We start from the raw sequence: 22,021 nt of genomic DNA, 5'->3' as shown, positions 1-22,021 counted from the left end.
ATCACCCCAGCAGGAGCTTATACCCGTCTGCGTTGGCAAACCGGTTCAGCACCGCTACCGTATTCAGGTTATCATCGTACAGCCGGGATTCCAGCAGCTCCGCGCCGCCGCCCGCGAACACCGTGGGGAGCTTTAGGTCCAAGCCCCTTTCTCGCAGAGCATTGAACAGCTCCTTACAATAAGCCACCACCGTCTGATCCACCACAGCCGCAATCTGCTTGCTGTCGGTGTGCTGGATTTCGCCGCGGATGGCGTCTGTGATGAGTTCATCGGATAGCAGGATATCACTTTTCTGGAGCGCATCCTGTATGCGGCTGTACAGAGTGATGGTCCCCATGCGCAGGCTGGCGCAGCTCGACCTGTCCAACTTGAAATTGTGGACTGTGAGCACATCCACGGTGTATCCACCGATGTCTACCAGCGTTATGCCCCGGTATTCTGACAGCCGCGGATAATACCGGCACAGTGCGGCATGCCCTTGGGCGAACACCTTACATTCCGTTATGTGGCAACGGTAGGAGGTGCCCTCGAACATAAACGAGATATTGTTCCGCAGAAAGTACCTGCGGAAAGCTTCCTTTTGGGTTCCATAGCTGTCGATGGGCAGCCCGACGCCCAAGGCTATTTCCGTGTTGGTCACGCCGGCTTTTTTCATGGCGTCCGCGATGGTCGGCAACGTCAGAAGAAAGGTATCCGGCTCCTTTGTTTTGTCCTGCTGGAAACGAAGGCGGCGTTCTCCGATAGCGTAATATTTTCCTTCATAAAAGAGCTGCATCTCCGGCGTGATGAATTCCTTGTCGCTCACCGCGTAACCGGAGGTATAGAGCATTTCTTCAGAGGATTTGGTGTTGTAGTTGCCGTTGTCCACTCCGAGCTTGATCATGATTGACACCCCCTTTTTCTTTTTCTGCAGATCACATGTTCATGGTCATGCCCTGGTTTTCCTGCTCTGCAGGGCCATCGGACTCGGAAGGCGCTTCTGGAGCAGAGGACGGTTCGGGCGCAGCCTGTTCCCGCTGGCGGCGGGTCTGCCGTGTAGGTCGTTCCCTGGAGTCGGCAGGTTGTTCCGGCACCGGTACCTGCTGTTGCACAGGAGCCTGTTCCGTGCGGCTCTCCACATACTCCCGCACCTGTGCGGGTACCATTTTTTCGTAAGTCTTGTCCAGGTAATCCTGCAGCTCCTGTTCAATGGTCTGGTCTTTTTTGCCGATAAAAAAGCGGAGAGCTTCCAGCTTCTCCGTAGGGAAGGATACATTTAGTTCAGTCATACTCATGTTTTTTTCCTCCTAATTAGATTTAATTATTTGTAGTAATAAAAGAGCTATTTCAATCGTCACTCCATTTTCATCCCGCCGATATGTGGAGCATCTTCAGAGGATTGTCCCTGAAGCTCCATACGCTTTTCCTTTGCCCAATCGGGTAAATGGTTTTCCTTAAGTACCCCGATAAAGTCATGACGGTTCCAACGGGTTTCTTCTCCGTCACCAAGACAGGTCGCATACACTGCCCGACCGGAGCCGGTCGGCCTACAGCCAAATCCCCCGGTCGCCAGCCAGAGCTGATCCTGCTGACTCCAGCAGCTTTCCTTGAGACTGTCAGTAGACAGCACCAACACTCTGCCTTCATAGTCTATTTCTCCGGAATCCGATTCACATTGCGTGTAGTCAAACAGCCCCAGTGCTTGGTATGTGCGGCGGTACTGGTTGATAAAGCCATCTAATACGGCAGGATGGCTGTCTACTACGAAATCAAGATTTCGGCTGTTCCCTGTGAAACTGTCCATATCCAATGGAATATAAGTTCGTTTTGCCCATAACTTATTGTCATGAGAAAAGCGTCCGTCCCATTCCTTCTGCTGTACGCTATTTGCCAACACCCAATTAACACGTTTAAATCCGTGCTCCGCGATGATACTCTCAGCACAACTGGCACTGAGGTGCATCCCGTTGAAGTCCCGGCGAATCGCTTCCTCAATAGCATTTTTGCAGGAGATGTTCTCCCTTCGACTATCCCGCCACAGGGCAAGCTGGTCGAGATGTTTTGCTTCTTCACAAGAATATGAATAAACATAAAGAAATTTATCGGTCATAATCCCTTCCTCCTTAAAATTTCATTGTCATGCCGGATTCCTCCGGTCCCTGCTCAGTCGCGCCCTCCTGAATATTGGGACAGTAGGCCGAGAGCATAATCATGTCGAACCCGTACTCCATGGGTTCGACTTCCGCCATCTCACGTCTTGTGTCTAGAACATCCATCAGCATGGCCGTGATGGTACTGTTCGAATCAAGGTTGATCTGGTACTTGTCTCTGAGTTCTTCAAAGTGAACGGCCCAGACGCCGCTTCTGGTGTTTTGCGTTCCCTCCCGGACGAGCTGATCGGCCAACTCATTCAGCCGGGCAGTTACAAAGTCCCTCGCTCCCGGCAGGAGGCTGGCATACCTTGCATAGTCGTAGCCTTCGCTTTGAACTAGGATACCTTCCGTGCTATTTTCACCAAGCACCAGAAGGCAATGTTGGATGCCGTTTCCATCCTGATACATCCTGTTTTTATTCTCTGCGATGAAATCGGCATCCCGGATCAGGTTGGAGCGAAAACGGGCATATTCAGTTGCCGGAAGCTCCACAATGTTTTCGATGACACAGTCTCTCTCAGGAAATTCATTGGTCTTTCTCTCAAAGACCGCCTTCAAATTCAGCATGGTTTTCTCCTTTCCGCCTGTCCATCCGACAGGCCATGGGTTGATGTTATTTGGTTTCATAGCTGATGTACGGAACCTCCAGCCACGCTTTCCAGCCACGGCCTTCGAGCTTTGTTTTGACGACGCCGTATTTTGTTCCCATGGCTTCGATCACTTCTCCATTGCCGATATATACACCGATGTGCCCCGATTTCCAAACGGCCAGACCCGGTGTATCAGGCATGGTATCCATGGAACCTTTGACGGTGGCGGCATTGTACATACCGTCCGCGCCCACATCCGGCATGCCGTTGGTTCCATACTCAATTGTCTTGGTGTCCGGGTTATACCAGCCATAGCCTTTGATGAGGCCGACACAGTCCGTTGTCCTACCGCCCAGCCAGTTCTCGCGGATGAAATCTTCATAGTTGCCAACGCCGTCCGGGTACTGCTCCAGCTTGTATTCAAACAGCGATTCCGTCAGAACGTCGCCGTAGGTCCCCCATACATACCCCCAGCCAGCGTTAAAGGCATTTTCGGCATAGGTTACTAGATCCAGGTTGTTCTTGGTTTCTGGATGAAGCAGGGTTAGCCCGTCTAATGCAGTGCCGCCTTTGCCGCCGTATTCGATCTCCCCGGTATACGATCCGGCGCCTCCATAGACAATCCTTTGGTAGATCTGCAGGGCGTTGGCCCTTGACTCCTTCGTGACCGGAATCCCTGACGCTGAGAGATTTGCGTATGCCGTGTCCAGACTGACTGGGACAGCAACCGTATGATTCTCAGAGTCCTTTTCATAAGTCACAAAACAGTCCATGAAGGCACGGGCCTCGGCGTCGGACAGGGAGAGATTTTCCGCGCCGAAATACAGAGAATAAAAAATGGATTTGATACGTACATTGTCCAGAGCGCCGCCGTTCATTCCGACCTCCGTGTCAGCGATTGCCTGATCCAGAACAGAAAAGCAACCGCTCATGTCCTCAATGTAAGCCGTGTATTCGGCAGGGACAGAGGAACCAGCAACGCCACCATTGAAACACAGGTCAATGGCGGCGTTGTTATGCTCCGAGGTACCGGAGAGCAGGCTAAGTATTATGACAATTACCAAAATAAAGGGTGTCAGAATGGTGGCTATCAGAATTCCTACCGCCTTCCATGTTCGTTTGTCGGTAGCGGCGGCGATGGCGGCTTTTACCGCCAGGGTAATGGTTGCAGGGTCTGCCACTGAGTTTTCCTCCTTTCAAAACGAAACAGGGTGCCTCCGACTAAATGGAAAGCACCCTGTTCTTATGTACTTCATATTTTGCTGCCTTACAGCTTCATGGGATCAATCATCCGAACTTCTTTGCCTTTGTGACGGGCAAACCGCACCGTATCCACGAGAATGCCTCCTTTGTATATACCTATTTAGCATAGCAGTGCTGTTAGTGCCGTCACCGAGCCCACAATGTTCATCGTCCACCCGCCTTTCCAAACAGCTCCGACTTGTATTCCGGTGCCTGAACCATGAGGTTGTACCGCTCGTTGCCGCATTTGTATAAACACACGCCGCGCTGCGGATACCGGATAAGGTCGTACTCAGACTTCTCCAGTTGAAGCGTATCCATATAGAATCGGGCGTCGATAGAACCGGCGTTGAACAGGAATTGGTGAGTCGGGATGGAGAACAGGGGCTTCGTCAGCTCCCGGATATGCTCCACGTTGAAATCCTCCAGATTTTGCGACGCCAGTATGACCGCACTTTCCTTTTTGCGGACACGCTTCATAAAGTTTCGGATGTATTCGATAGCCGTCAGGTTGGTCAGGAACAGGTACAGCTCGTCGATGCTGGCAGCGGTGTTTCCTGTAGTGAGCAGCTCGTTTGACATGTACGACAAAATATTAAACAGCAGGGCGTTTCGCAGGTTTTTACTTGCCTGCAGAAGCCCTTTGACGCCGAAGGTCACAAATTCATTGCTGGCGATATTGGTGTGTCCGTTGAAAAATTTAGACTCCGCGCCCTTACACAGGGAGTGGAGTCCAAGGCAGATTTCCCGCAGGATATCGGCGGTATAGAGCTGACGCCTGCCCTCATCAAAGATCTTGTATTCTTGCTCGATCAGGTCATACAGGTCGGACAGGATCGGATAGTCCGTTGGCTTTAAGCGATCAAAGTTGCTGTGGTCCGTGATGCTCCACTTGTCGTAGAGCTTGCCCAGCATGATTTCTATGGTGTCGATCTGGCGGTCATTAAAATCCTTATAGGCACGGAAGAAATCTTTCAGGAAGCTGATGTGCTGGCTGAGCTTGCTTGTCTGACGGAACGCCTGGGGCGCTTCCGTGTCCTTGGGATCGCCACTTTCATCCCATGACTTCGGCTCCAGAACATTGATGATAAATTCGCCGCTCATTAGGTCAATGAAACATCCGCCAAGGTTTATGGTCAGTTCCTCGTACTCCATCTCAGGATCAAGCGCCAAGATATGCATACCTGTTTCCCGCAGGTTGGTCAGGATGAGTTTTAGCAGATAGCTCTTACCCTGGCCGCTGTTTCCGAGGATGAGGATATTGGCATTGGTCTTGTCATCAGCGCGGCGGTTGAAATCCACGAGGATGTTGCTGCCGAACTTATCTCGCCCGATGCAGAAACCATTGGGATCGGTTTTCCCTGAATAATTAAAAGGGTAGAGGTTTGCAACGGAGCTGGCAGGCAGCACCCGTTCGAATTGATCCCCGAACACGTTCCAGCCCGATGGCATGACCGAAAGAAATCCCTGCTGTTGACGGAGCAGGAGTCTGTCCACATTGAGCTTGCTCCTGACAAGCTCGGTTAGCACCTCCGTTTGCAGGAGCTTGAGTTGGTCAAGGTCATTGGAGAACAGCTCGATATATACTGCTGTGTGCAGGAGCGGCTCTTTGCTCCGGTGCATCTGCGCTACGATATTGGCGACGTCCTGCAGGTTGCTTTCTGCCGTGACCGTCTGCTGGAGATCCTGGGTGCTGCTTCTTTGCATCCGGTTTTTATTAGCGGCATTGCTTATGATCTTCTTTTCCTCAACAGGGGACACATGCCGGGTATAGATGTGCAGGGTAACACCATCCTTTTCCCCCAGGTGCCGCAGGATGGCCTGCTCACCGGTTTCCGTTGGATATTCACGCAATGCCCACACGCATCGGTAAGTGTTGCCGCAGATAAAATGATCGGTGTTAAATTTTACAATGGAGGGAGCGATCATATCGAGGAATTCCTGTATGCGGATATCCTCCTGTGGTGTGTTCTGTGGTTTGATTCTTCTTGACATTGGCTTACCATCCTTTCTGGTCTTGATTGAAATAAAAAAAAGACCGCCACCTTTGTGACGGCATGGGAATAAAGCGATTTTCTCTTGACTTTTCTTTCTTGCAGAGTTGATATATACACCAACGGAGATTTTTCGGAAAAATAAAAGCGTCATGGCAGGCAGATATGTTACTAGCATATCCGCCCTGCACAAGGTGAAGAGACCACCCTGCACAACCGTTAAACGGCACCATGACAAGGCTATTTTATCTTGTTTTTTATGGCTGCACAAGGATAAACTTTCGCGTGTGCAAGGGAACCGGGCAATCAAGCCCCGCCTTTGCATGCGTTTTTATACTTAGGGAAATTTCCGACCAAATTATGAAAGGTCGGGATCATATGAACATCTTTGAAAACAGGAGCAGCTTTATTGGCACCTTTGAACCGGAGCGTACAAAAAACTCTGTTCAAAATCTCTTTAAACTTGCAAAAGAAATCCGTGAAAAGCTCGGCAAACAAGGCTATCTGCTTGACAGCTATCTATCCTCTGTGCTGGAAGCCGCAAACAACACCTTGCTCTACGAAGCCGCTGAAAAAGGCTTTGAAGCAGGTTCTGAGCTTCAAAATCTCTGCTATGCCGTGATGGATGGCAGCGGGGCACTGGAAGAACATCCTTTTTATCAAACTGTAAAACAGTCCTTCGATTTGCAACAGGACACCTATCAGGAAAGAACAACAATTATGAGCTTGCACAGCGTCTTATTAGCCGATACGTTTATGGATTATGCCACTCAGTCTTATGTGCGGGAACAGGTTGGTATGTTGAATATCCTGGATGATGTAAAACTATGCGAGCTTTATAAAAAAATCATTCTCCTTGTTGATGAAAACTTGATGGAACAATTAAATCTCGCGCTTAAGGAACGGTTTTTTATTGTGCCTGTGGTTGCAGGGTTCATGCAGGGACTCACCAACGATCTTTTATACAGTTTGACCTATCGTGACAGTGAAACAAGCAGACAAATATTTCAGTTGATTATGGATGACATGTCTATAGAATAATTCATATATGAAAAGGCAACCGGCAAGCCTTATGACAGCAGCATTTGCCGGTTGCTTTCTTGTGCTGTTTTTTCTCTCTGTAAAGGCGGGAAAATCAGTCATTTAAAATTATCCATCTTTCACCGTCATATTCTTCAAACTTTTCAGTAGTCACGTTCTGCTCAAAATAAATTGCCAGCAAGCGCTTAATGTCCTCCTTGCCGGCACGCTTTGTAGAAAAGCCCTGCTCACGCAGGGTTTTTTCTATGCGGTTTAAGTAGGGGAATACCTCGCTTTCTTTCTCATTTCGGAGCCGGATCACCACCAGGAATTCTCTGGCCGTCGCCATCTGCACCTGTATCCGGTCAAGCTGGGTCAGATCCTGCTCCAGCATCCTTCTCACTGCCGGGTTACCTTCCTGTTCCAACCGGGTTCTGAGAAACTGCTTGTTATCCTCAAAGTTCTCCCGGCTGTTCAAACATAAAAACTCCAGCTCGGCCATACCCTTAAGCACTGTCATCAATGCGTAGATCCTGGCGGAGATGCTTTCCTCGGAAAGAACGGAAATATTGGTCGGCTTGACGCAGAAGTATACTAACTCGTCGCCCCGGTTCGTCGCCAGGCTGTAGTCGGTGACGGCCTTGGTATTGATGAGCTGTCTTGAAAACTGCTTTTGCTTGGCTTTTTTCTTTTCTGTTTTATTCATACTTGGTGTACCCCCATTCGTAGACCTGCTGTTTCGTAAAGAAAAAGGCGCAGGCATATTTGATAAAGTCGAGGATGCTGGTATCGTCAAACCGTATGGTCAGAAACGCATACAGGGCGGTGATGACGATGGGCGGCAGGAAACGGAGCTGAGCCAGCGCAAACACAGATAGTAAAAGACCGATGCCGATCACGCCGATGTCGCGGAGCTGCCACAGCCACAGCACCGCCTTGGATTTCAGGTTGTCAGGGTAAATGTACATATCAGGAAGCCTCCTTTTCTTGCTTGAATTTCTGTAAAAAATAGGCAATCCCCCGGAGCACATGCTCCACACAGGGGATCGCTACACTATTGCCGAGTGCTTTGTACCGGGCGCTGTCCGATGCATCAGGGATGTCCGTCCAATAATCCGGAAACCCTTGAAGCCGTTCGCATTCCAGCGGCGTCAGCCTCCGGATCAGCTTACCGACGCGAACAGGATGCACGTTGTTGAGGGAGTACCCACCATCCGTTTTAGACTGGAGCGTCCCGCACAGATCGCCGTTTTCCACACCGTTCCGGCAGTCTAGCCCGGCGACGTCAGATTCGCACACCAGGTCGGTTGCATCCTTGTACTGTCTTGCGCTTTGGGTGCTGACCACCTCGTTTTGTGCGTATTCGTCACTTCGCTGCTGGGAAAAGACACAATGCCGATCAGTGGCCGTTACGGTATAGCTGATGTCAGGCTGTACGCCGATGCCGTTCCCGCCGTTATGATCCTGCCGGTCGATAATATTACCGGCGATACAGTAGGTTTCGTCAGGTGACAGATCGGCACATTCTTCATCTGGAAGAACAGCCGGCTGGGAAATCAGCGGCACGTTGTTACCCCCCGTGCCATATCGGGCGGACATCGTTGGGGCTATCTCATGGGGGCCAGTATAGCGCGAGTCAATGCCATGGTTCTCGAACAGTTCCGGTTGGTTCCCCAATACAAGAGGGGGATGTCCGTCCATCTGCGCCCGCAGCGTAGCTGTAATATTTTCAGTGATATCCATACGGTTGCCGCCCTGGTCATTCAGGCACAGCACCGATGGTACCATGTTTGTACCGCTTTCCGAAGCCTTTAGCGTTGGCGCGCATTCTTCCTGATAACCTATGCCTCCGGCTTTCGAACCCTGCCCAGCAGAAAAAGCAGCCGCAAACAGGAGTCCACCTGGATTTCTGCCACCGCCGCCGTCTGCGCCGGCCAAGGTAGGAGCAATACTTTCTTGAGTAAAAATTCGATCCTGTTGAGTATCCCAAGGTGTTAAACAATTTGAGCAGTCCTGATTCAGTGTTTCGGCAATAAAGGTCTGCTGCTTCATGCCAGGCTGAGCTTGTATCGCACCAGCCACGTCATTCAGTTCCCGCACTTCATCCCGCTGGTTACAGGCGAAGGCTACTGGCAGATTATCCGAGCAGGACAGGTTTTCTTTTTCTGTTGTTACATAACCATGTCCGCCGCCACCACCACTGCCGCTGTAGAGGGAGGGCCAAACACCGCCGCTTTCATAAATACGGCGGCTCTGCACATCCCACGGTGTCAGACATTCTCTGCCGTTATCTCCGTGATCGGACGGATTCCCGCCTGTATTTCCAGTGCCTTTTTCAGGACAGGCGGCAGCTCCTTGCCGCGTTTCTTCGCTCTCCGCAGAATCCCCAAACAAGCGGTCTTGCTCAAATAATATTTGGGGTGCGGTTCGGCCTGCAAAATCTGCGACAAGGTAGATGCGTTTCCTCCGTTGCGGGGTGCGGGGCCAGTATTGAGCATCCAATACTCTCCAAGCAACGGAGAATTGATCTCCCAATATGGCCCCAGCAGATTGCCATACCCCTCCCGGAGGTCGAGGTACAGATACGGTACTGTCAGCAATTCTGCAGGTTTCTTCGAGTACCGCCCTGAAGTCCTCGGAGTCTGAGGAACTGAAGGCTCCGGGGACATTTTCCCAGCACATATACCGAGGTCGAATAGCGTCAGCTGTCCTTCCGTTTGCTTTGTCATACGCTCTCATCTCCTTGATGACACGAACCTGCTCCATGAACAGCCCGGAACGCTCGCCCTGAAGGCCGGCACGTTTTCCTGCCACACTAAGATCCTGACAGGGTGAGCCCCCGCAGACCACATCCACGGGAGTCAGTTCGGCACCTTTCAGCTGTGTGATGTCGCCAACATGGAGCATATCCGGAAACCGTAATTTCGTGACTTTAATGGGAAACAGTTCGATTTCACTGGCCCATACAGGGGTAAAGCCCTGCCGGACGCCTGCCAGCGGAAATCCACCGATCCCGTCGAACAGGCTTCCGAGGGTCAGCAGTGAAGTCACAGCTGCAGCTTCATGCCGGGGGTGGGCGCTTCCTCCAGCTCGATCTCCCTTTCTTTCGGGAAGTAGGACACATTGGGTGTACGGATGTCCCGCATCAACCGTTCGGCTTCCGTTGCCGCTTCTTCATAGGTATCAAAGGTTATCGGCTTGCCGTCATTCTTCAGCCAGGCTTCCGCCGCCCCGCATATTGAGCCGGCGCTCCGTCTTGCCCAGATGCCGTACTGTTTCATAGCGATTCCTCCCTTTATTTGTTCTGTCGATATGTTCTGTATTGGTATGCCGAGCCGCTCGGCCTCCGCGATCTCACAGCCCATTCCGTGGCTGATCCGCTTACCGCAAATCCACACCTCATCGCAAGAGGCCAATACCCGCAAGCCCATCTGAATGCCGGCCTCTCTTTCAGCGGGGACTGAGTCATCCAAGATTTGTGGGTACAGCATATGGACAGCTATGGGCGCACACCCTTGATCTACAGCGTAGCGGCAGGCGGCTCTGGCAAACCGAAGATTGTTTTCGATATCTCCTGCATAAGGAGAACAGATATAGACCAGTTTCATTTCGCTGCCACCGCCTTTACCACAGTGCGCGTCATGTTGACAGCGGTTTGAGCAGTATATACCGCACTCATGAGGTTGGCCTTGGTGCTGGTGTCCAGTCCGAAGGCTCCGGCGATGCGTGGGATTTCTCCGGCTGCCAACATCAACCCCAGCCCCAGCAGAACGTGATCTTTGATTACCATCAATCCTGCGATGAGAATGGTAGACTGCAAAAAAGCCGTCAGACACAAGCCGACAATCTGCTTGCACCAGCTCACAAAACCGTCCAAGTATCCCCTTGGTACGCTAAACATGTAAAGGCTGCCAACCGCGATCTGAATGAGCAGAATACCGCCGCGCTTCAGATTTGCAAAAAACACCTTGATCACTGCATAGCCCATCATGATGAGAATGAACAGCATCATGATGGGGTTTATAGTACTTCCGGCACCTCCAAACACGCCGGCCGTTCCTGCAGCTTCCAATGTTCCAGCTGATGACAGTGAATTGATGATGTTACCCGCGAGAGTATCCACACCGGAGCCATATCCGGTAATGCCGGCCGTGAAGCTGCTCTGCAGGGAAACGGAGAGCTTATACAGCTCCACAGGCACCGTGGAAAACAACCCCACCGCCAGAAAGCCCTTGAGAATGTTGAGCGCTGTATCCTTCACGCTTCCCCGGCCGGACTGATACTCGATGCCGCACTCAAAGACGGATACCACCAGCCCTGTGCCGTAAAGCGCCCAAGCCAGATAAAAAAAGAACAGGACAATGGATTTCACCCAGGTCATTTCGAACAGATCGGCGCCCATATTGCCCATAGCAGAAAAAAAGTTGCCGAGAAAGCCGATGATCTGACCATAGACCCAATCCAGAATCTGTTTCAGCACGGTATCGGCTGCAAAGTCCCATATGAACATGGGCATCACCTCCTTGACAAAAAAATAAAGAGCCTGATCTTATATAGGCTCAAAATGGTTAATGAGAATTATTTTGATTGATGTTCGCAAATCTGATCTTCTTTCAGCCGGGCAAAGGCATTCTCATTTTCAAGAAAAATCTGTGTCAGCACCGGATCAAACTGAGTTCCGGCGTTTGCCTGTAACTCACGACAGGCAATTTCATGGGACATTGCGTCTTTATATGTCCTTTTGTTCGTGATGGTGTCGTAGGCATCGCATATTGCTATAATCCGGGCAATGAGTGGAATGTCAACCGTTCCAATCCCATAAGGATATCCTTTGCCGTCCCATCTTTCGTGATGATATTCCGCAGCTTGAAATGCCGGCAGCAACAGGTGCTTTGGAATCCCAAAAACCACGCCATCCTCGAATTCCTCGTACAGTATTCTCGCATGCACCGGATGAAGTTGAATCATTCGTTCTTCCTCTTTCGTAAGCGCCCCGTTCTTCACCAATAACTGCCGCGGAATCCACACCTTGCCGATATCGTGGTAAAATGCGGCCGCCCCAAAATGTTTGTACCCATTCCAAGCTGCATCGTCTTTGTAAATCCCAGATTCATATGCCATTTCAGTAAGCGTACCTGTCAGTACCCCGACCCGACGCATATGCTCTTTTTCCTTCTCCGGCAGAACATTGACAAAGCCTCGAATGTGGGTTCTTCGTTCCGTTTCTTTTTTCATTTAGCGTTTCCTTTCGTGTAAAAAAATTAGAGGGACAGGTTTGTTGCCTGTCCCTCATGGATCGCTGCACAATATTGTTCGTGGCCAATTATGACAGAAACCTGCCCCGCAATACTTGCATAAGGATGATGGAAATAAGTAGCATCATGTGATATGATCGAAATATCGATAAACAGGAATTTGTACTATTACTATAGAGGTAAGAATATGACAAATAGAGAAGTAATAGCATTTTACAAAAACAAAAATAGTCACTATGAGTTATCAGATGAATTTGTAAAAAAATATCAACAACCGAAAGGCGGATATATAGAATATGCTATAGAGTTAGGATTAACAGTTAATAAGTCTTTAGCGGAACCAAATCAGCGATGGCATTTGTTAGAATCATATTATGGTCAAAAGAAAGAGCAAAAAAAACTAGACTTAGATGCAAAAGCTACGTGCTGGGACCTCAAATGGCAAAATGGAGGTTTTATATGTCCAGAACTATTACTTTGGATGGCAGAGGCTGCTGGCTACAATATATCAGAGGCTATGCAAGAAGCTGAAAAACTTTGCGTCGATAACAAACGTTCACAAGCACATGAAAAAATCAAGAAATTAATTACATGGGAAATGATTGAAAACAAAATCAAAAATTCATAATGCGTCTACTCGATAACTTCCAATTTGTTGAGCAGGCCGAATCCTAATCAAAGGAGTCGACCTGCTCTTTTCGTCACATCCCAAGTATAGACCAGATATAGAGCGGAGCCGTTAACGTGAACACCAAACAGGCGAACAGGATCGCCGGCGCGGCCCATTCAAATTGACCATGTTTCCGATAATCAAAGTAAGCCGTACCCAACTTTGCAAAAAAGAACACGGCCAGGACCAAGTCAATGGCAGGAAACACAACCTTGTTGACCACGGTTTTGATCTGGCTGGAAGCGTCGTTCCATGTGCTCTGTATCGCACCAGCCACGTCGCCGCTACCTGCGGCATATGCGTTTGTCGCAAAAAGGCAGGTCAGAAGAAGAGCGACGCAGAGAACCGAGAGAATACGTTTCAGTTTCATAGAATAATTCCACCTTTCTATATAATTGTTTTACATGAAAAAGGACCGCAAAGATGTTACTCTGCGATCCTTTTTCTTTTCTGAGGGTTAGGGTTTTACAGGGGCGATATGCCAGTCCGACCAGAGGTTGCCCTGTATGTTGACAGAGTCTGTGAGGTTCGCTGACAACATTCCGGCTGGCGTCCAGCAGTCAATGAGCCATGTGTACGCCGTGTAACTTCCGTCCGGGAACCAAATGGGTGTGAAGTGTGTCCGGCGATTATAGGTCGAGTATTTGTTGGATGCGAACTCAAACTTGGCGTTGTATCCGGATTGCGTTTGCTCCAGCAGCCGCCAGTATGTCTTATATTGAGATTCAGGGAAATAGGTCACGGCGGTCTGTGCATCTGTCACTGCCGACGACTGGTTGGTACTGACATTTGCCGTGGTGGTCTGGTTGATGCCATAGCCGGATTTCAGGGTCTTACCCGAAGCGGTGGGGTCTTTGGCATCTGGAACGATGCTCATTACGGCGGAAAGGCTTGCTCTATAGGAAATCCAGTCGAACTCCCACCAGCCTTCGTCTACCCAATATCCGGTATCTTCACCCGTAGAAATCCATACCCAATTGGCATGCCACCAGGGGCGCCAGATTCCCCACGATGCAGAGGTATTCTGCGCTTTGCTTGGTACAGATGGTGTGGTGTAGGAGTTGTTGCGGTCATCCGCCACTGGATTGGGCGGATCATTTCCTGAGAGATCGATGATCTTTGCTGTGATAATCCCTTGGCTTGCCGAGCCGCCGCCAGTTACTGATACGCGAATAGTCATCGTTTGCGGAGTGGCCGGTGTTGTCCATCGCACCCACACCAGTTGACTGTCGCCTGACGGATAATAGACGCCGCTTACCGTATAGGTTTGGCCGCCGATAGTAAATTTAACCGTAACAGGATGATCCGGATCGGCCTGTCCGCCCCGCACAGTTACAGAGGTTATTACATCTGTGTTGACGCGGTATTCGTAGTCAACCGTGCTGACTTCGGTAGGGTCCGCTTCAGCTCCATTGAACCGCACGATACCAAGCCCAAGGGATGAGATGATGTCCGTATCCGAGGCGGCAGTAGTTGTGGAGCCGCTCCATGCAGGATAACCGAGATCCGCGGTTTGGAGAAACATCGCCAGTGGCAGATTTTTGTGGCTGAGAGACACCATCTTACTTCGCAAACCGCCATCCAGCTGCTGGTCAAAAAGTGCTGCCTCCGTAGCGGTCAGGGCGTACTTAATCCCGCCGAAAGTCATGTACGCAATGGGTTCTAGTAGAATCTTATACTCGCCATTGATTAATATATCGTAATTCATGCCAGTAACATCAGCAATGCGCATCAGTACATATTCCGAGCAAAAATATCGTTTAATTTCCTCAATGCTGGATTGCCCGCTACCAGAGCTAATAATTCGTGGCAGAGGTATATCAACTTTTATACACAAATACTTTGAAGTAGATGGTGTAATAGATCTTCCATTTGTATACGCTAACTTTGATATTTTCCCGAAATGTACAGCCACCGTAGGTGTTATATTGGTGAAGTCAATGGGAGTCGTGACTGCTGTCTTATCACTTGCCCGAACAACAGTTATCCTGACACCCTCATCCCCGGAATTCCAGTAATTTTCGCCGGTACCACTGCCCATCCCACCGCCTCCGTGGTCTATGTTTCCATCACCTTCAGCGTAGGCTTTAATGGGCGAAAACAAAAATATCAGCAGTACCAGTGTAAGGAAAATGCTGAGTTGTCGTTTCATTTATACCCTCCTTAAACAACAAAAAGCACCGAAACTCGGTGCTTTTTGCTTATTAAAAAACTATACTTCAGTTCATGTTGCCAACCTGTTTATTGATATCACCTTCACCGCCCACGGTTTCTTGATCGACACCCCCACCATTATCGTCAATCCATCCAAAACCGGGTACATAGATTTTTCCGTCCTTCTTATCTCCGGATTTCGGTGTTGAGGATGACGATGTACCGCTGTCAGAATTGGTGACCTTCTGTCCGTCTGGCTTTTGAGAGGGATTAGTTTTTGCTTCCTCCGAAGGCGCAGTGGGTTTCGTCACTTCTGCCTGAATGCTCTGATCAGTTCCAGTGGAATTTCCGGTATCTGTCACCTGAGAAGCTGATTCGGTCGGGGTCGTGGGCTTTACGCTGACTTCCGGAGTTGAAGTCGGAGTTCCCGCAGTCGCAGGAGTTGAAACAGAGGGAGTCACAGTGTTTGTTGCCATAGTGGAAGGCTGCACATCTGCTTCTTTGGGTGCCACTGCTATAAACTGCGAGGCTATCGCTATGACAAGGACGACACACACGACACCGAGTCCGGCAAGCGTGAGCCGCTTTTTTGCTTTTTCTGTCAGTTTCATGGTATGTTACCTCCTTTTAAACGTTGGTTGATAATTTCCTTTTTTCAGTATCACACATTACCACAGACTTTTCCGCAAGTCTATGGGCCATTTTTAAGTTCTTAAAATAAAGGCATATATTTTGCCTGAACCTTAACATTAATGATCATCGGCGGCAGAAGGTTTCCGGCAAAGGATACCGGAACCTCCAGCCGTATCACTGTATCAGCCAGAAAGCCGTTCGTATTGTCAGGATTCGACGGAGCCAGCGGCATGTTCCGAAGGCTGACTGACAGTCCGGATATCCTGAATTCCACGTTGTTTCCGGTATATTTCACTTGGTAGCCGTTCTCCTGCGTAAGCCCCAGCACCTTGTCCAGCCGGCTGTAAATGTCGCCGTAATTGAGACTTTGCTCGAACTCGGCCGCCGAAGGCTGATATGCTCCGCTATAGCCCTCCCTCACGCCGTGATACACGTTTTCATAATTATCATTTACGGTCGATATCACAGCGGATTGAACCGCATCCCTAACACCCTGGGCGATGATCATCAGCCGGATGCCTTCGGAAGCGGCACAAAGGAACAGCAGCAAGGCCAGGGTGACCGCAACGGTGAGGGGAAAGGCCGTCCCTTTCTTGCTTTTGAGTATAGCACATAATTTTCCATTTGTCACTTGTAATACACCTCGCTTTTACCGGACGCTTCAGCCTTCAGAGTAACAGGGAAGCTTCCAAAGCCGCCGAACAGCCCAATATCCGCCTGAGTGGTGAGCGTTACGGTGAATTCCTCGTTCAACTGGATTCTTCCGGTTTTAGACCATGTAATACTTGGAGTCAGCCCTGTCTGTTCCGTCAGGACCTGCGCCCGGAGGGTGGTTTCCGTGCCGACGCACCCGGCGATCTCCGCTTCCCGGCACAGCTCTGAGGCGTAAGTGTCCAGCTTGTTTTTCGTTATGAATACCGGCAGGACGCTGACAGCAACAGCGATAACCAGCATGACACACAGCACCAGCACTGCCACATCGATATACCCCTCACCGCGCTGGGAACGGAGGAGCTTCAGCATAAGCGTACCCCCTCGTTTTGCGCAGGGGTCTGCCCGTCCTCCAGCATGGCATAGTCCCCCTCTCCCAGCCCCTTGTCGGTGATGCTCCAAAGTACATGATCCATTTCGTCGGCATGGGATACATTTTGCTCCGCCAGCCACTGGTCGCTCACTAACTGGAGCGGGTTATCAAACCGGAGCAGGTAATCCGCATAATCCGGATTACAGCCACCCATAAGCTCATCATAGACGAGCTTTACCGCGGCGATCTCCGCGGCCTGCTCAATGAGGTCGGAAGCGGGTCGGTCCTGGAGCTGCTGGAGGTAGGTGCGGTAGTTTGCCTCAATCCGTTCCTGCAGCTTCTTTTCAAGTTTTTTTCTTTCCATATCCATATGGGTTCCTCCTTTTTAAAACATGTTGCCAAGGGACGTTAAGATCTGAACCGCGATGATCGCCATATATGTCAGCAAAAAACACATCAGCATCACGAAGGAAAACACGCGGATTTTCGGCGGGATTTTCTGCGCCTGTCCCTTGAGCCGCTGGAGCTCCAGTGCCTTGAAGTCATGAGCCAGCATCTGAAAATACACGGCGCTGTCATCGCCCCGCAGGACGCCGATGAGTCCTCTTACCACATCGGACAGCATGGGCGAGTTGAGCCTTGCTTCAGACCGGGTCAAGGCGGCCTCGTAGGATGAGGAGCGCATATCGGCCGTCAGCACATCCAGCTCCCGCACGAAAGCAGGACCGGCGTTTTTCTTGTAATTCTCAAGCATGGCGAGTACATCCCGGCTGGATTTTAAGGTCTGCTCAACCGTCGCCACAAACCGGGGCAGCTCGCTTTCGATCTGATCGCGCTTTGCTTTCAGTCGTTCATCGGCCTTGCGGATTTCCTTGAAGTAGGTCAGAATCGCGAGGATGACCAGAATCGGCGTGACCAGAGGAAGCAGAATCAGACATGGAATGACGCCCAGCAGGATGGCTCCGGCCTTGGTGATGGCGTAGGCTGTGTAGACCTCCGGGGTCATGGAGTAGCCTGCCGCCTTGAGGATGTTTTCCATCCTGCTGTGCTTGTACTCATCCATGCGGATATGCTTTGATAGTCTGACCGCGCCGGACATGATCCAGGCTTCTATGGTCTTTGCGGCTTTTTTGCTTCCTTTTCCTGCCCCCAGCATAGCCTTGGCCGTTTTCATGGTGGGCAGCTTCAGAATATCCGAAAGGACAAAAAACAACCCCGTTGCAAGCAGGATTCCTGCTAAAAATAATTGCTTCATCATCTGCGTCACCTCCTGTATTCAATGGGCTTGGTCAGCCGGATTACAAATGCAGTGGAAATAAAGATGGCAGCCGCACAAACCGCCAGAATGATTTGCCCCACCGCCGTATACATCAAGGTGTGGTACCAGTCCTTGTTGAGTAAATACATGATGGGTACATTCCCGACCACCAGCATCGCCATGATAATGAATTCCTTCCGGGGTTCGAATACCAGGTATTCCAGCTCCGCGTTAACAATGCGCATGTCGCTGAGCTTCGACACAATAGGGGTCAGGGTGGTTTTCAGGCTCCGGTCGTACTGGCAGGCGGCGATGGCGTCACACCACTCCCTGAAAACCTCGTTTTCAATTTTCGGCTTCATTGCATGGAGGGCATCGTCAATGTCCGGACTGATGAGCTTGACCTGTGCCAGAAATCCGGCAAAAACACTCCGGACCGGTGGGTTCAGATAGGGGAGACTTTCCTCCACCGCCGTCACGATATCCTCGTTCCGCAGATATGCCGTGGTGATGATGGATAAGGCCGTTTCCAGCTCGGCAGCGATGTTCTTTTTGTAGTGGCTTGATGTCAATCGGACGTACCAGAACGGAAGAAACATCATACCGACTGCCAGCACCGGCACCAGAAAAACATTCCCCATGAGGATGGCAAGGCTGGCGCCGCCGGCAAAACACAGCAGGGATGCCGCGCAGATAAGGGAAAAGCGGCTGCTCCGTCCGGTGATCTTGAGGATTTCCTGCACCTCCGTGATCTCTCGCCGGAAAAAGGACATTTTTTTACGCCGGGCGGCCTCGTTGATCTCTGAACGGATGCTCTTGTTTTTCCGGGTCAGAAACCCGAACAGGCCGTCAGTAAACGATAGCGGTGAAATTCCAAGTAACAGGAAGGCGCCGGCGATCATGCCGACGCAGGCAACTAAGAGAATTGCGGTCATGCCACAGCACCTCCCATCGAAAGAATGTGTTTCAGGGTATCCTGAGGCATGCCGTTTTCCAGCAGACGTCTTTGCAGGCTTTCTGAAATCCCCTGTATTACGCCGTGCCGGCCGCTGATGATGAATTTGCCGTTTTCCATGCGGTTTTCGGTGATATGATACTGGAACAGAGGACGGAAGTTCCTTGTGCCGTCTGGCAGGATTTCGCACTCCATGATCTCCATGACGCGGCGCGCCTTGTTTTCGAGCTGCTTGCAAAACACCACCAGGGGATAGGCTTCCGTCACATAAGCCATGAGGGTTTCGTCAGACATGTCAACGGCGCGTTTGCAGAGTGATACCATCCTGCGCCATGTCGCCTCGCAGCTGTTGGAGTGGATGGTGGTCAGCACGGTAATGCCGGTTCGGGCGGCCTCCTGGGCGGCGTTAGCTTCCGCGCTGCGCATCTCACCGACCACCACATAATCCGGATTAAAGCGCAGGGACATATCCAGCAGGGTGGTCTGCGTGATCCGCTGCCGTTCGTTTTCGCTGTCGCGGGTCAGGGTGTGGATGACGCTATTGCAGACTCTTCCATCCCGCTGGCGTACCAGCGCCAGCTCACGGGAGCCGTTCTCAATGGTAAAAATTCGCTTGCTGTCGGGTATCGTGGTGAGAAGCCAGCCGGCCAGCGTGGTCTTGCCGGAGCTGGTGGCGCCCGCCACGCAGGTGGAAACACCGTAACGCAGGCATTCCGCCAAAAAGTCCAGCATGGGTTCGGTGGCGGTTCCGCCGCCGATGAAGTCCTCTTTTTGCATGGACTGCGGATTGACGATACGGATGCTTGCCGCTACGCCTACATCTTCATCCACCACCGGAGCTTTCAGCACAGCGATGCGGATGTTCTTGGAAAGATGCCCCAGCACGGCGGGACTGGCGTTATCCAGCACCATGCCAGATACATGAAGCATGCGGCGCACCACATTGACGGCATGCTCCGGGCTATCGAAGCGTTCCTTCAGCTTTTTGGTGACGCCGCTGCTGTACTGCACCTCCACATCGTTCCAGGCGTTGACGTCGATTTCCTCAATGCCGGTGCCGAAGATGTACTTAGTTAAAAACGAGAATTCCGCCATCTCGGTGTACAGGGCGTCCACCAGCTGGGCCTGCGCCATGCCGGCCACTGCCAGGCGGTAATCCTGCACATATTTGGTGATATAGCGCTTGACTTGGGCTTTTACTTCTTCCGTACCGCCGTCGGTGATGAGGGTCGCATATTTGCCGGTGATATATTCCTGTACCTCTTGAAGCACCGAATTAAATTCCCTGGTGGCCCCGCCCGGCGAAAAGAACAGCTCCTGATTGCCTGTCATATCAGCCGCAGACAAATGTTCCAGCTGTAAAGAGTCCTTTCTCATACCTCGAACACCTCCTTTGCGATTTTGGCGATCTCCAAGCGGAAGCCACGGCTGTCCTTGAGCGCCAGCTCCCCAAGCAGGTTTCCTGCCAGCGCCAGATTCTCCAGCTCATAGGAATACGGGATTTTAAACGCCATGTTGCCCAGCACCTGCTCGATGTGCTCCCCTGCCTGATTGGTTTTCACGTTTGATGCCGCCTTGTATTGCTTATCAGCGTCCCATTTCTGTTCCTGTAACAACGGGAGCTGGCTGGACAGATAGCTGACCGATTTAAGGTCGCAGTTCACCAGCCGGAGGACGGAATCGGCCTCCAGAAGCGCAACCGCCGAGAGGACATCATAGGCAATGTAGCTGCCGCAGTCGATGATGACATACGGGGCAACATCCCGCAGGTGGTCAATGAGTTCAACCGCCAGCTCTGGAGTATAGGGCGGATATGTATACATATTCTCGCCCTTCATCATACCGATGATGGTCAGATAGCCCATCTTCTTGAGGGTGATGCAGTTCTGGCGGATGAGGGTATCGGTGATGTGGGTCGCCGCCAGAATACTGCCCAGGGATCGTTCGCATTCCAGATCGGCAGGCGGACAAATGCATGGCAGCATCGGAGCCGTCATGTCACAAAGAAGCAACACAACGTTGCGCTTATGATCGGCCAGATACTTGGCAAGGCGCACACTGACGGTGGTTTTGCCGCTGCCGGGGCTGCCCCACACGGCCAGAACCTGAACATCCGGTTCCAAGTCCTCCTGGGGCGGCTTCAGCTGGTTTCGGGAGAAAAGACTCCCTTTCATGAAATTCATCATCAGCGCCCCCCACTTTCCATGCTTTGCGATTCTGCAGCGGTATTGGCTGCGGCGGCTTTGGCTGAGCTGCTGGTTGATGTGCCGCCCGCAGCGCTGCTTGTCGATGTGGTACTGCCTGTTGAGGAGGTACTGCTTTGGCTCTGCGAGGGCTTCGGATACAGAGCTTCCAGCAGTTTATCCTGAATGGCAAGGAATTTCTGGGCGCCATCCTTGGTGCCGCGGTATACCAGGGACAGGTGGAGCTTGCCCTCAGAGTCCAGCTCTGCCAAGATTTTCGCCTGCTCCGGCGATACAAGAAGGGTTACGGTGGCGGGAAGCTGCTTTTCATTATTCGAACTTGTGGATTTATCCTTTTGGGTATCGGCCTGATCGGTGTCATAGCCGGAACTGGCGGTCACGCCGACAACCTCCACATAGGTCAGCTCGGTGGGGATGACCGTGGAGCCCTGCTTTTTGTAGTCCGGGGCAATGACGCTGACAATATCCCCCGAGGTCAGCTTGCCGGATAAGCCCTCCGCGAAGCTCTTGATGGTGACGGAAATGGCCTGTTTGCTTCCGTTCAGATCGTACAGGTAGGCGTTTTCCGAAGCCGGGCTGTCCGACAGCTTGGCGGCGAGGATGTAATCGCCGGGCGTCAAATCAGCCTTGGCATACTTTCCGATCACCGAATCGGCTTTCGTCATGACGTTTTCGGGCAGGTTGTAGCCGCCTACCTCCACGGTCTGCACCATATCCTTGGTGATTTGTTCGCCGTTTTGGATGTCCTTGACCACCCGGACTACGGTGGTTTTCTGCGACACACTCTGGTTAAAGAGAGGCGTCAGCGCAAAGCAGATAATCAGGGAAAGCACGATGCAGATAGCCCCCAGCACCGTGCGGTTTTTCAAAAAGCTCATAGAATGTTCCTC

The 22,021-nt window shown here is 51.2% G+C and carries 26 protein-coding genes; 3 read left to right on the top strand and 23 right to left on the bottom strand.

Annotation, left to right across the window (positions count from 1 at the left end):
* Position 1 precedes the first annotated feature (1 nt).
* From DESDI_RS06555 to DESDI_RS06535, 5 genes are read right to left on the bottom strand one after another with little or no spacing between them, the layout of a single operon-like run.
* A complete protein-coding gene (locus DESDI_RS06555) occupies positions 2–883 on the bottom strand; it encodes a ParM/StbA family protein (RefSeq protein ID WP_015261856.1) in 882 nt (293 codons plus the stop codon).
* A 31-nt stretch (positions 884–914) separates the two neighbouring features.
* Positions 915–1,274, bottom strand: a complete 360-nt coding sequence (locus tag DESDI_RS06550) for a DUF6103 family protein (RefSeq protein ID WP_015261855.1) — start codon at positions 1,272–1,274, stop codon at positions 915–917.
* A 59-nt stretch (positions 1,275–1,333) separates the two neighbouring features.
* Positions 1,334–2,089: a DUF3849 domain-containing protein gene (locus tag DESDI_RS06545; protein WP_015261854.1), complete on the bottom strand. Its 756-nt coding sequence runs from the start codon at positions 2,087–2,089 to the stop codon at positions 1,334–1,336.
* A gap of 13 nt (positions 2,090–2,102) precedes the next feature.
* Positions 2,103–2,759 carry a DUF6329 domain-containing protein gene (locus DESDI_RS06540; RefSeq protein ID WP_242825448.1) on the bottom strand — a complete coding sequence of 219 codons (657 nt, stop codon included), beginning with the start codon at positions 2,757–2,759 and terminating at the stop codon, positions 2,103–2,105.
* A complete protein-coding gene (locus DESDI_RS06535) occupies positions 2,746–3,903 on the bottom strand; it encodes a hypothetical protein (protein ID WP_015261852.1) in 1,158 nt (385 codons plus the stop codon). Before DESDI_RS06535 ends, DESDI_RS06540 begins: the two co-directional genes overlap by 14 nt.
* Positions 3,904–3,947: 44 nt before the next feature.
* On the opposite strand from DESDI_RS06535, the gene DESDI_RS18040 reads away from it, so the two are divergent.
* The gene (locus tag DESDI_RS18040) at positions 3,948–4,094 is read left to right on the top strand and encodes a hypothetical protein (protein WP_172635887.1); all 147 of its coding nucleotides are present in this window, start codon (positions 3,948–3,950) and stop codon (positions 4,092–4,094) included.
* A gap of 35 nt (positions 4,095–4,129) precedes the next feature.
* Here DESDI_RS18040 and DESDI_RS06530 read toward each other — a convergent pair whose 3' ends face one another.
* Positions 4,130–5,959 (bottom strand): VirB4 family type IV secretion system protein, encoded by a 1,830-nt coding sequence (locus DESDI_RS06530; RefSeq protein WP_015261851.1) that lies wholly within the window; start codon positions 5,957–5,959, stop codon positions 4,130–4,132.
* A gap of 377 nt (positions 5,960–6,336) precedes the next feature.
* Between DESDI_RS06530 and DESDI_RS17265 the strand changes: the two genes are divergently transcribed.
* A complete protein-coding gene (locus tag DESDI_RS17265) occupies positions 6,337–6,999 on the top strand; it encodes a hypothetical protein (RefSeq protein WP_015261850.1) in 663 nt (220 codons plus the stop codon).
* 94 nt (positions 7,000–7,093) lie between these two features.
* Here DESDI_RS17265 and DESDI_RS06520 read toward each other — a convergent pair whose 3' ends face one another.
* The 6 genes from DESDI_RS06520 to DESDI_RS06495 form a co-directional block, all read right to left on the bottom strand.
* Positions 7,094–7,684 (bottom strand): hypothetical protein, encoded by a 591-nt coding sequence (locus DESDI_RS06520; RefSeq protein ID WP_015261849.1) that lies wholly within the window; start codon positions 7,682–7,684, stop codon positions 7,094–7,096.
* On the bottom strand, positions 7,677–7,946 hold the full coding sequence (locus DESDI_RS06515) for a hypothetical protein (protein WP_015261848.1): 270 nt from the start codon (positions 7,944–7,946) through the stop codon (positions 7,677–7,679). Before DESDI_RS06515 ends, DESDI_RS06520 begins: the two co-directional genes overlap by 8 nt.
* A gap of 1 nt (position 7,947) precedes the next feature.
* Positions 7,948–10,029, bottom strand: a complete 2,082-nt coding sequence (locus tag DESDI_RS06510; RefSeq protein WP_015261847.1) for a DNA cytosine methyltransferase — start codon at positions 10,027–10,029, stop codon at positions 7,948–7,950.
* Positions 10,026–10,586 carry a DUF7768 domain-containing protein gene (locus DESDI_RS06505; RefSeq protein ID WP_015261846.1) on the bottom strand — a complete coding sequence of 187 codons (561 nt, stop codon included), beginning with the start codon at positions 10,584–10,586 and terminating at the stop codon, positions 10,026–10,028. Before DESDI_RS06505 ends, DESDI_RS06510 begins: the two co-directional genes overlap by 4 nt.
* Entirely contained in the window at positions 10,583–11,488 is a 906-nt protein-coding gene (locus DESDI_RS06500) for a conjugal transfer protein TrbL family protein (RefSeq protein WP_015261845.1), read from the bottom strand. Before DESDI_RS06500 ends, DESDI_RS06505 begins: the two co-directional genes overlap by 4 nt.
* 68 nt (positions 11,489–11,556) lie before the next feature.
* The gene (locus DESDI_RS06495; RefSeq protein ID WP_015261844.1) at positions 11,557–12,213 is read right to left on the bottom strand and encodes an HD-GYP domain-containing protein; all 657 of its coding nucleotides are present in this window, start codon (positions 12,211–12,213) and stop codon (positions 11,557–11,559) included.
* Positions 12,214–12,420: 207 nt separating this feature from the next.
* Here DESDI_RS06495 and DESDI_RS06490 point away from each other — a divergent pair, with 207 nt between their 5' ends.
* Positions 12,421–12,861 carry a hypothetical protein gene (locus DESDI_RS06490; protein ID WP_015261843.1) on the top strand — a complete coding sequence of 147 codons (441 nt, stop codon included), beginning with the start codon at positions 12,421–12,423 and terminating at the stop codon, positions 12,859–12,861.
* Positions 12,862–12,934: 73 nt separating this feature from the next.
* On the opposite strand, the gene DESDI_RS06485 is transcribed toward DESDI_RS06490, so the two are convergent.
* From DESDI_RS06485 to cpaB, 11 genes are all read right to left on the bottom strand, one after another.
* The gene (locus tag DESDI_RS06485; RefSeq protein ID WP_015261842.1) at positions 12,935–13,273 is read right to left on the bottom strand and encodes a DUF3852 domain-containing protein; all 339 of its coding nucleotides are present in this window, start codon (positions 13,271–13,273) and stop codon (positions 12,935–12,937) included.
* 87 nt (positions 13,274–13,360) lie between these two features.
* A complete protein-coding gene (locus DESDI_RS06480) occupies positions 13,361–15,055 on the bottom strand; it encodes a DUF8193 domain-containing protein (protein ID WP_015261841.1) in 1,695 nt (564 codons plus the stop codon).
* A gap of 67 nt (positions 15,056–15,122) precedes the next feature.
* Positions 15,123–15,668, bottom strand: a complete 546-nt coding sequence (locus DESDI_RS06475) for a DUF6550 family protein (RefSeq protein ID WP_015261840.1) — start codon at positions 15,666–15,668, stop codon at positions 15,123–15,125.
* A 101-nt stretch (positions 15,669–15,769) separates the two neighbouring features.
* The gene (locus DESDI_RS06470; RefSeq protein ID WP_015261839.1) at positions 15,770–16,321 is read right to left on the bottom strand and encodes a hypothetical protein; all 552 of its coding nucleotides are present in this window, start codon (positions 16,319–16,321) and stop codon (positions 15,770–15,772) included.
* Positions 16,318–16,713 (bottom strand): DUF4320 family protein, encoded by a 396-nt coding sequence (locus DESDI_RS06465; RefSeq protein WP_015261838.1) that lies wholly within the window; start codon positions 16,711–16,713, stop codon positions 16,318–16,320. Before DESDI_RS06465 ends, DESDI_RS06470 begins: the two co-directional genes overlap by 4 nt.
* Positions 16,707–17,084, bottom strand: coding sequence for a hypothetical protein (locus DESDI_RS06460; RefSeq protein WP_015261837.1), 378 nt, complete (start codon positions 17,082–17,084; stop codon positions 16,707–16,709). Before DESDI_RS06460 ends, DESDI_RS06465 begins: the two co-directional genes overlap by 7 nt.
* Positions 17,085–17,099: 15 nt before the next feature.
* Positions 17,100–17,969, bottom strand: coding sequence for a secretion protein F (locus tag DESDI_RS06455; RefSeq protein ID WP_083879890.1), 870 nt, complete (start codon positions 17,967–17,969; stop codon positions 17,100–17,102).
* 8 nt (positions 17,970–17,977) lie between these two features.
* Complete coding sequence (locus DESDI_RS06450) at positions 17,978–18,907, bottom strand: type II secretion system F family protein (protein WP_015261835.1); 930 nt, start codon at positions 18,905–18,907, stop codon at positions 17,978–17,980.
* Positions 18,904–20,304, bottom strand: coding sequence for an ATPase, T2SS/T4P/T4SS family (locus tag DESDI_RS06445; RefSeq protein ID WP_015261834.1), 1,401 nt, complete (start codon positions 20,302–20,304; stop codon positions 18,904–18,906). Before DESDI_RS06445 ends, DESDI_RS06450 begins: the two co-directional genes overlap by 4 nt.
* Positions 20,301–21,113: an AAA family ATPase gene (locus tag DESDI_RS06440; protein ID WP_015261833.1), complete on the bottom strand. Its 813-nt coding sequence runs from the start codon at positions 21,111–21,113 to the stop codon at positions 20,301–20,303. Before DESDI_RS06440 ends, DESDI_RS06445 begins: the two co-directional genes overlap by 4 nt.
* The gene (cpaB, locus tag DESDI_RS06435; protein WP_015261832.1) at positions 21,113–22,009 is read right to left on the bottom strand and encodes a Flp pilus assembly protein CpaB; all 897 of its coding nucleotides are present in this window, start codon (positions 22,007–22,009) and stop codon (positions 21,113–21,115) included. Before cpaB ends, DESDI_RS06440 begins: the two co-directional genes overlap by 1 nt.
* Between the last annotated feature and the right edge of the window lie 12 nt (positions 22,010–22,021).

The sequence above is a fragment of the Desulfitobacterium dichloroeliminans LMG P-21439 genome, assembly GCF_000243135.2.
Taxonomy (GTDB): domain Bacteria; phylum Bacillota; class Desulfitobacteriia; order Desulfitobacteriales; family Desulfitobacteriaceae; genus Desulfitobacterium; species Desulfitobacterium dichloroeliminans.
The sequence above is the reverse complement of the archived record's forward strand: the minus strand, read 5'-3'. Positions and strand labels throughout refer to the sequence as shown.

Coding starts and splice junctions, on each gene's coding strand:
- DESDI_RS06555 (WP_015261856.1), bottom strand. CDS start 883: ATGATCAAGCTCGGAGTGGACAACGGCAACTACAACACCAAATCCTCT.
- DESDI_RS06550 (WP_015261855.1), bottom strand. CDS start 1,274: ATGAGTATGACTGAACTAAATGTATCCTTCCCTACGGAGAAGCTGGAA.
- DESDI_RS06545 (WP_015261854.1), bottom strand. CDS start 2,089: ATGACCGATAAATTTCTTTATGTTTATTCATATTCTTGTGAAGAAGCA.
- DESDI_RS06540 (WP_242825448.1), bottom strand. CDS start 2,759: ATGAAACCAAATAACATCAACCCATGGCCTGTCGGATGGACAGGCGGA.
- DESDI_RS18040 (WP_172635887.1), top strand. CDS start 3,948: ATGGAAAGCACCCTGTTCTTATGTACTTCATATTTTGCTGCCTTACAG.
- DESDI_RS06530 (WP_015261851.1), bottom strand. CDS start 5,959: ATGTCAAGAAGAATCAAACCACAGAACACACCACAGGAGGATATCCGC.
- DESDI_RS17265 (WP_015261850.1), top strand. CDS start 6,337: ATGAACATCTTTGAAAACAGGAGCAGCTTTATTGGCACCTTTGAACCG.
- DESDI_RS06520 (WP_015261849.1), bottom strand. CDS start 7,684: ATGAATAAAACAGAAAAGAAAAAAGCCAAGCAAAAGCAGTTTTCAAGA.
- DESDI_RS06515 (WP_015261848.1), bottom strand. CDS start 7,946: ATGTACATTTACCCTGACAACCTGAAATCCAAGGCGGTGCTGTGGCTG.
- DESDI_RS06505 (WP_015261846.1), bottom strand. CDS start 10,586: ATGAAACTGGTCTATATCTGTTCTCCTTATGCAGGAGATATCGAAAAC.
- DESDI_RS06500 (WP_015261845.1), bottom strand. CDS start 11,488: ATGTTCATATGGGACTTTGCAGCCGATACCGTGCTGAAACAGATTCTG.
- DESDI_RS06495 (WP_015261844.1), bottom strand. CDS start 12,213: ATGAAAAAAGAAACGGAACGAAGAACCCACATTCGAGGCTTTGTCAAT.
- DESDI_RS06490 (WP_015261843.1), top strand. CDS start 12,421: ATGACAAATAGAGAAGTAATAGCATTTTACAAAAACAAAAATAGTCAC.
- DESDI_RS06485 (WP_015261842.1), bottom strand. CDS start 13,273: ATGAAACTGAAACGTATTCTCTCGGTTCTCTGCGTCGCTCTTCTTCTG.
- DESDI_RS06480 (WP_015261841.1), bottom strand. CDS start 15,055: ATGAAACGACAACTCAGCATTTTCCTTACACTGGTACTGCTGATATTT.
- DESDI_RS06475 (WP_015261840.1), bottom strand. CDS start 15,668: ATGAAACTGACAGAAAAAGCAAAAAAGCGGCTCACGCTTGCCGGACTC.
- DESDI_RS06465 (WP_015261838.1), bottom strand. CDS start 16,713: ATGCTGAAGCTCCTCCGTTCCCAGCGCGGTGAGGGGTATATCGATGTG.
- DESDI_RS06460 (WP_015261837.1), bottom strand. CDS start 17,084: ATGGATATGGAAAGAAAAAAACTTGAAAAGAAGCTGCAGGAACGGATT.
- DESDI_RS06455 (WP_083879890.1), bottom strand. CDS start 17,969: ATGAAGCAATTATTTTTAGCAGGAATCCTGCTTGCAACGGGGTTGTTT.
- DESDI_RS06450 (WP_015261835.1), bottom strand. CDS start 18,907: ATGACCGCAATTCTCTTAGTTGCCTGCGTCGGCATGATCGCCGGCGCC.
- DESDI_RS06445 (WP_015261834.1), bottom strand. CDS start 20,304: ATGAGAAAGGACTCTTTACAGCTGGAACATTTGTCTGCGGCTGATATG.
- DESDI_RS06440 (WP_015261833.1), bottom strand. CDS start 21,113: ATGATGAATTTCATGAAAGGGAGTCTTTTCTCCCGAAACCAGCTGAAG.
- cpaB (WP_015261832.1), bottom strand. CDS start 22,009: ATGAGCTTTTTGAAAAACCGCACGGTGCTGGGGGCTATCTGCATCGTG.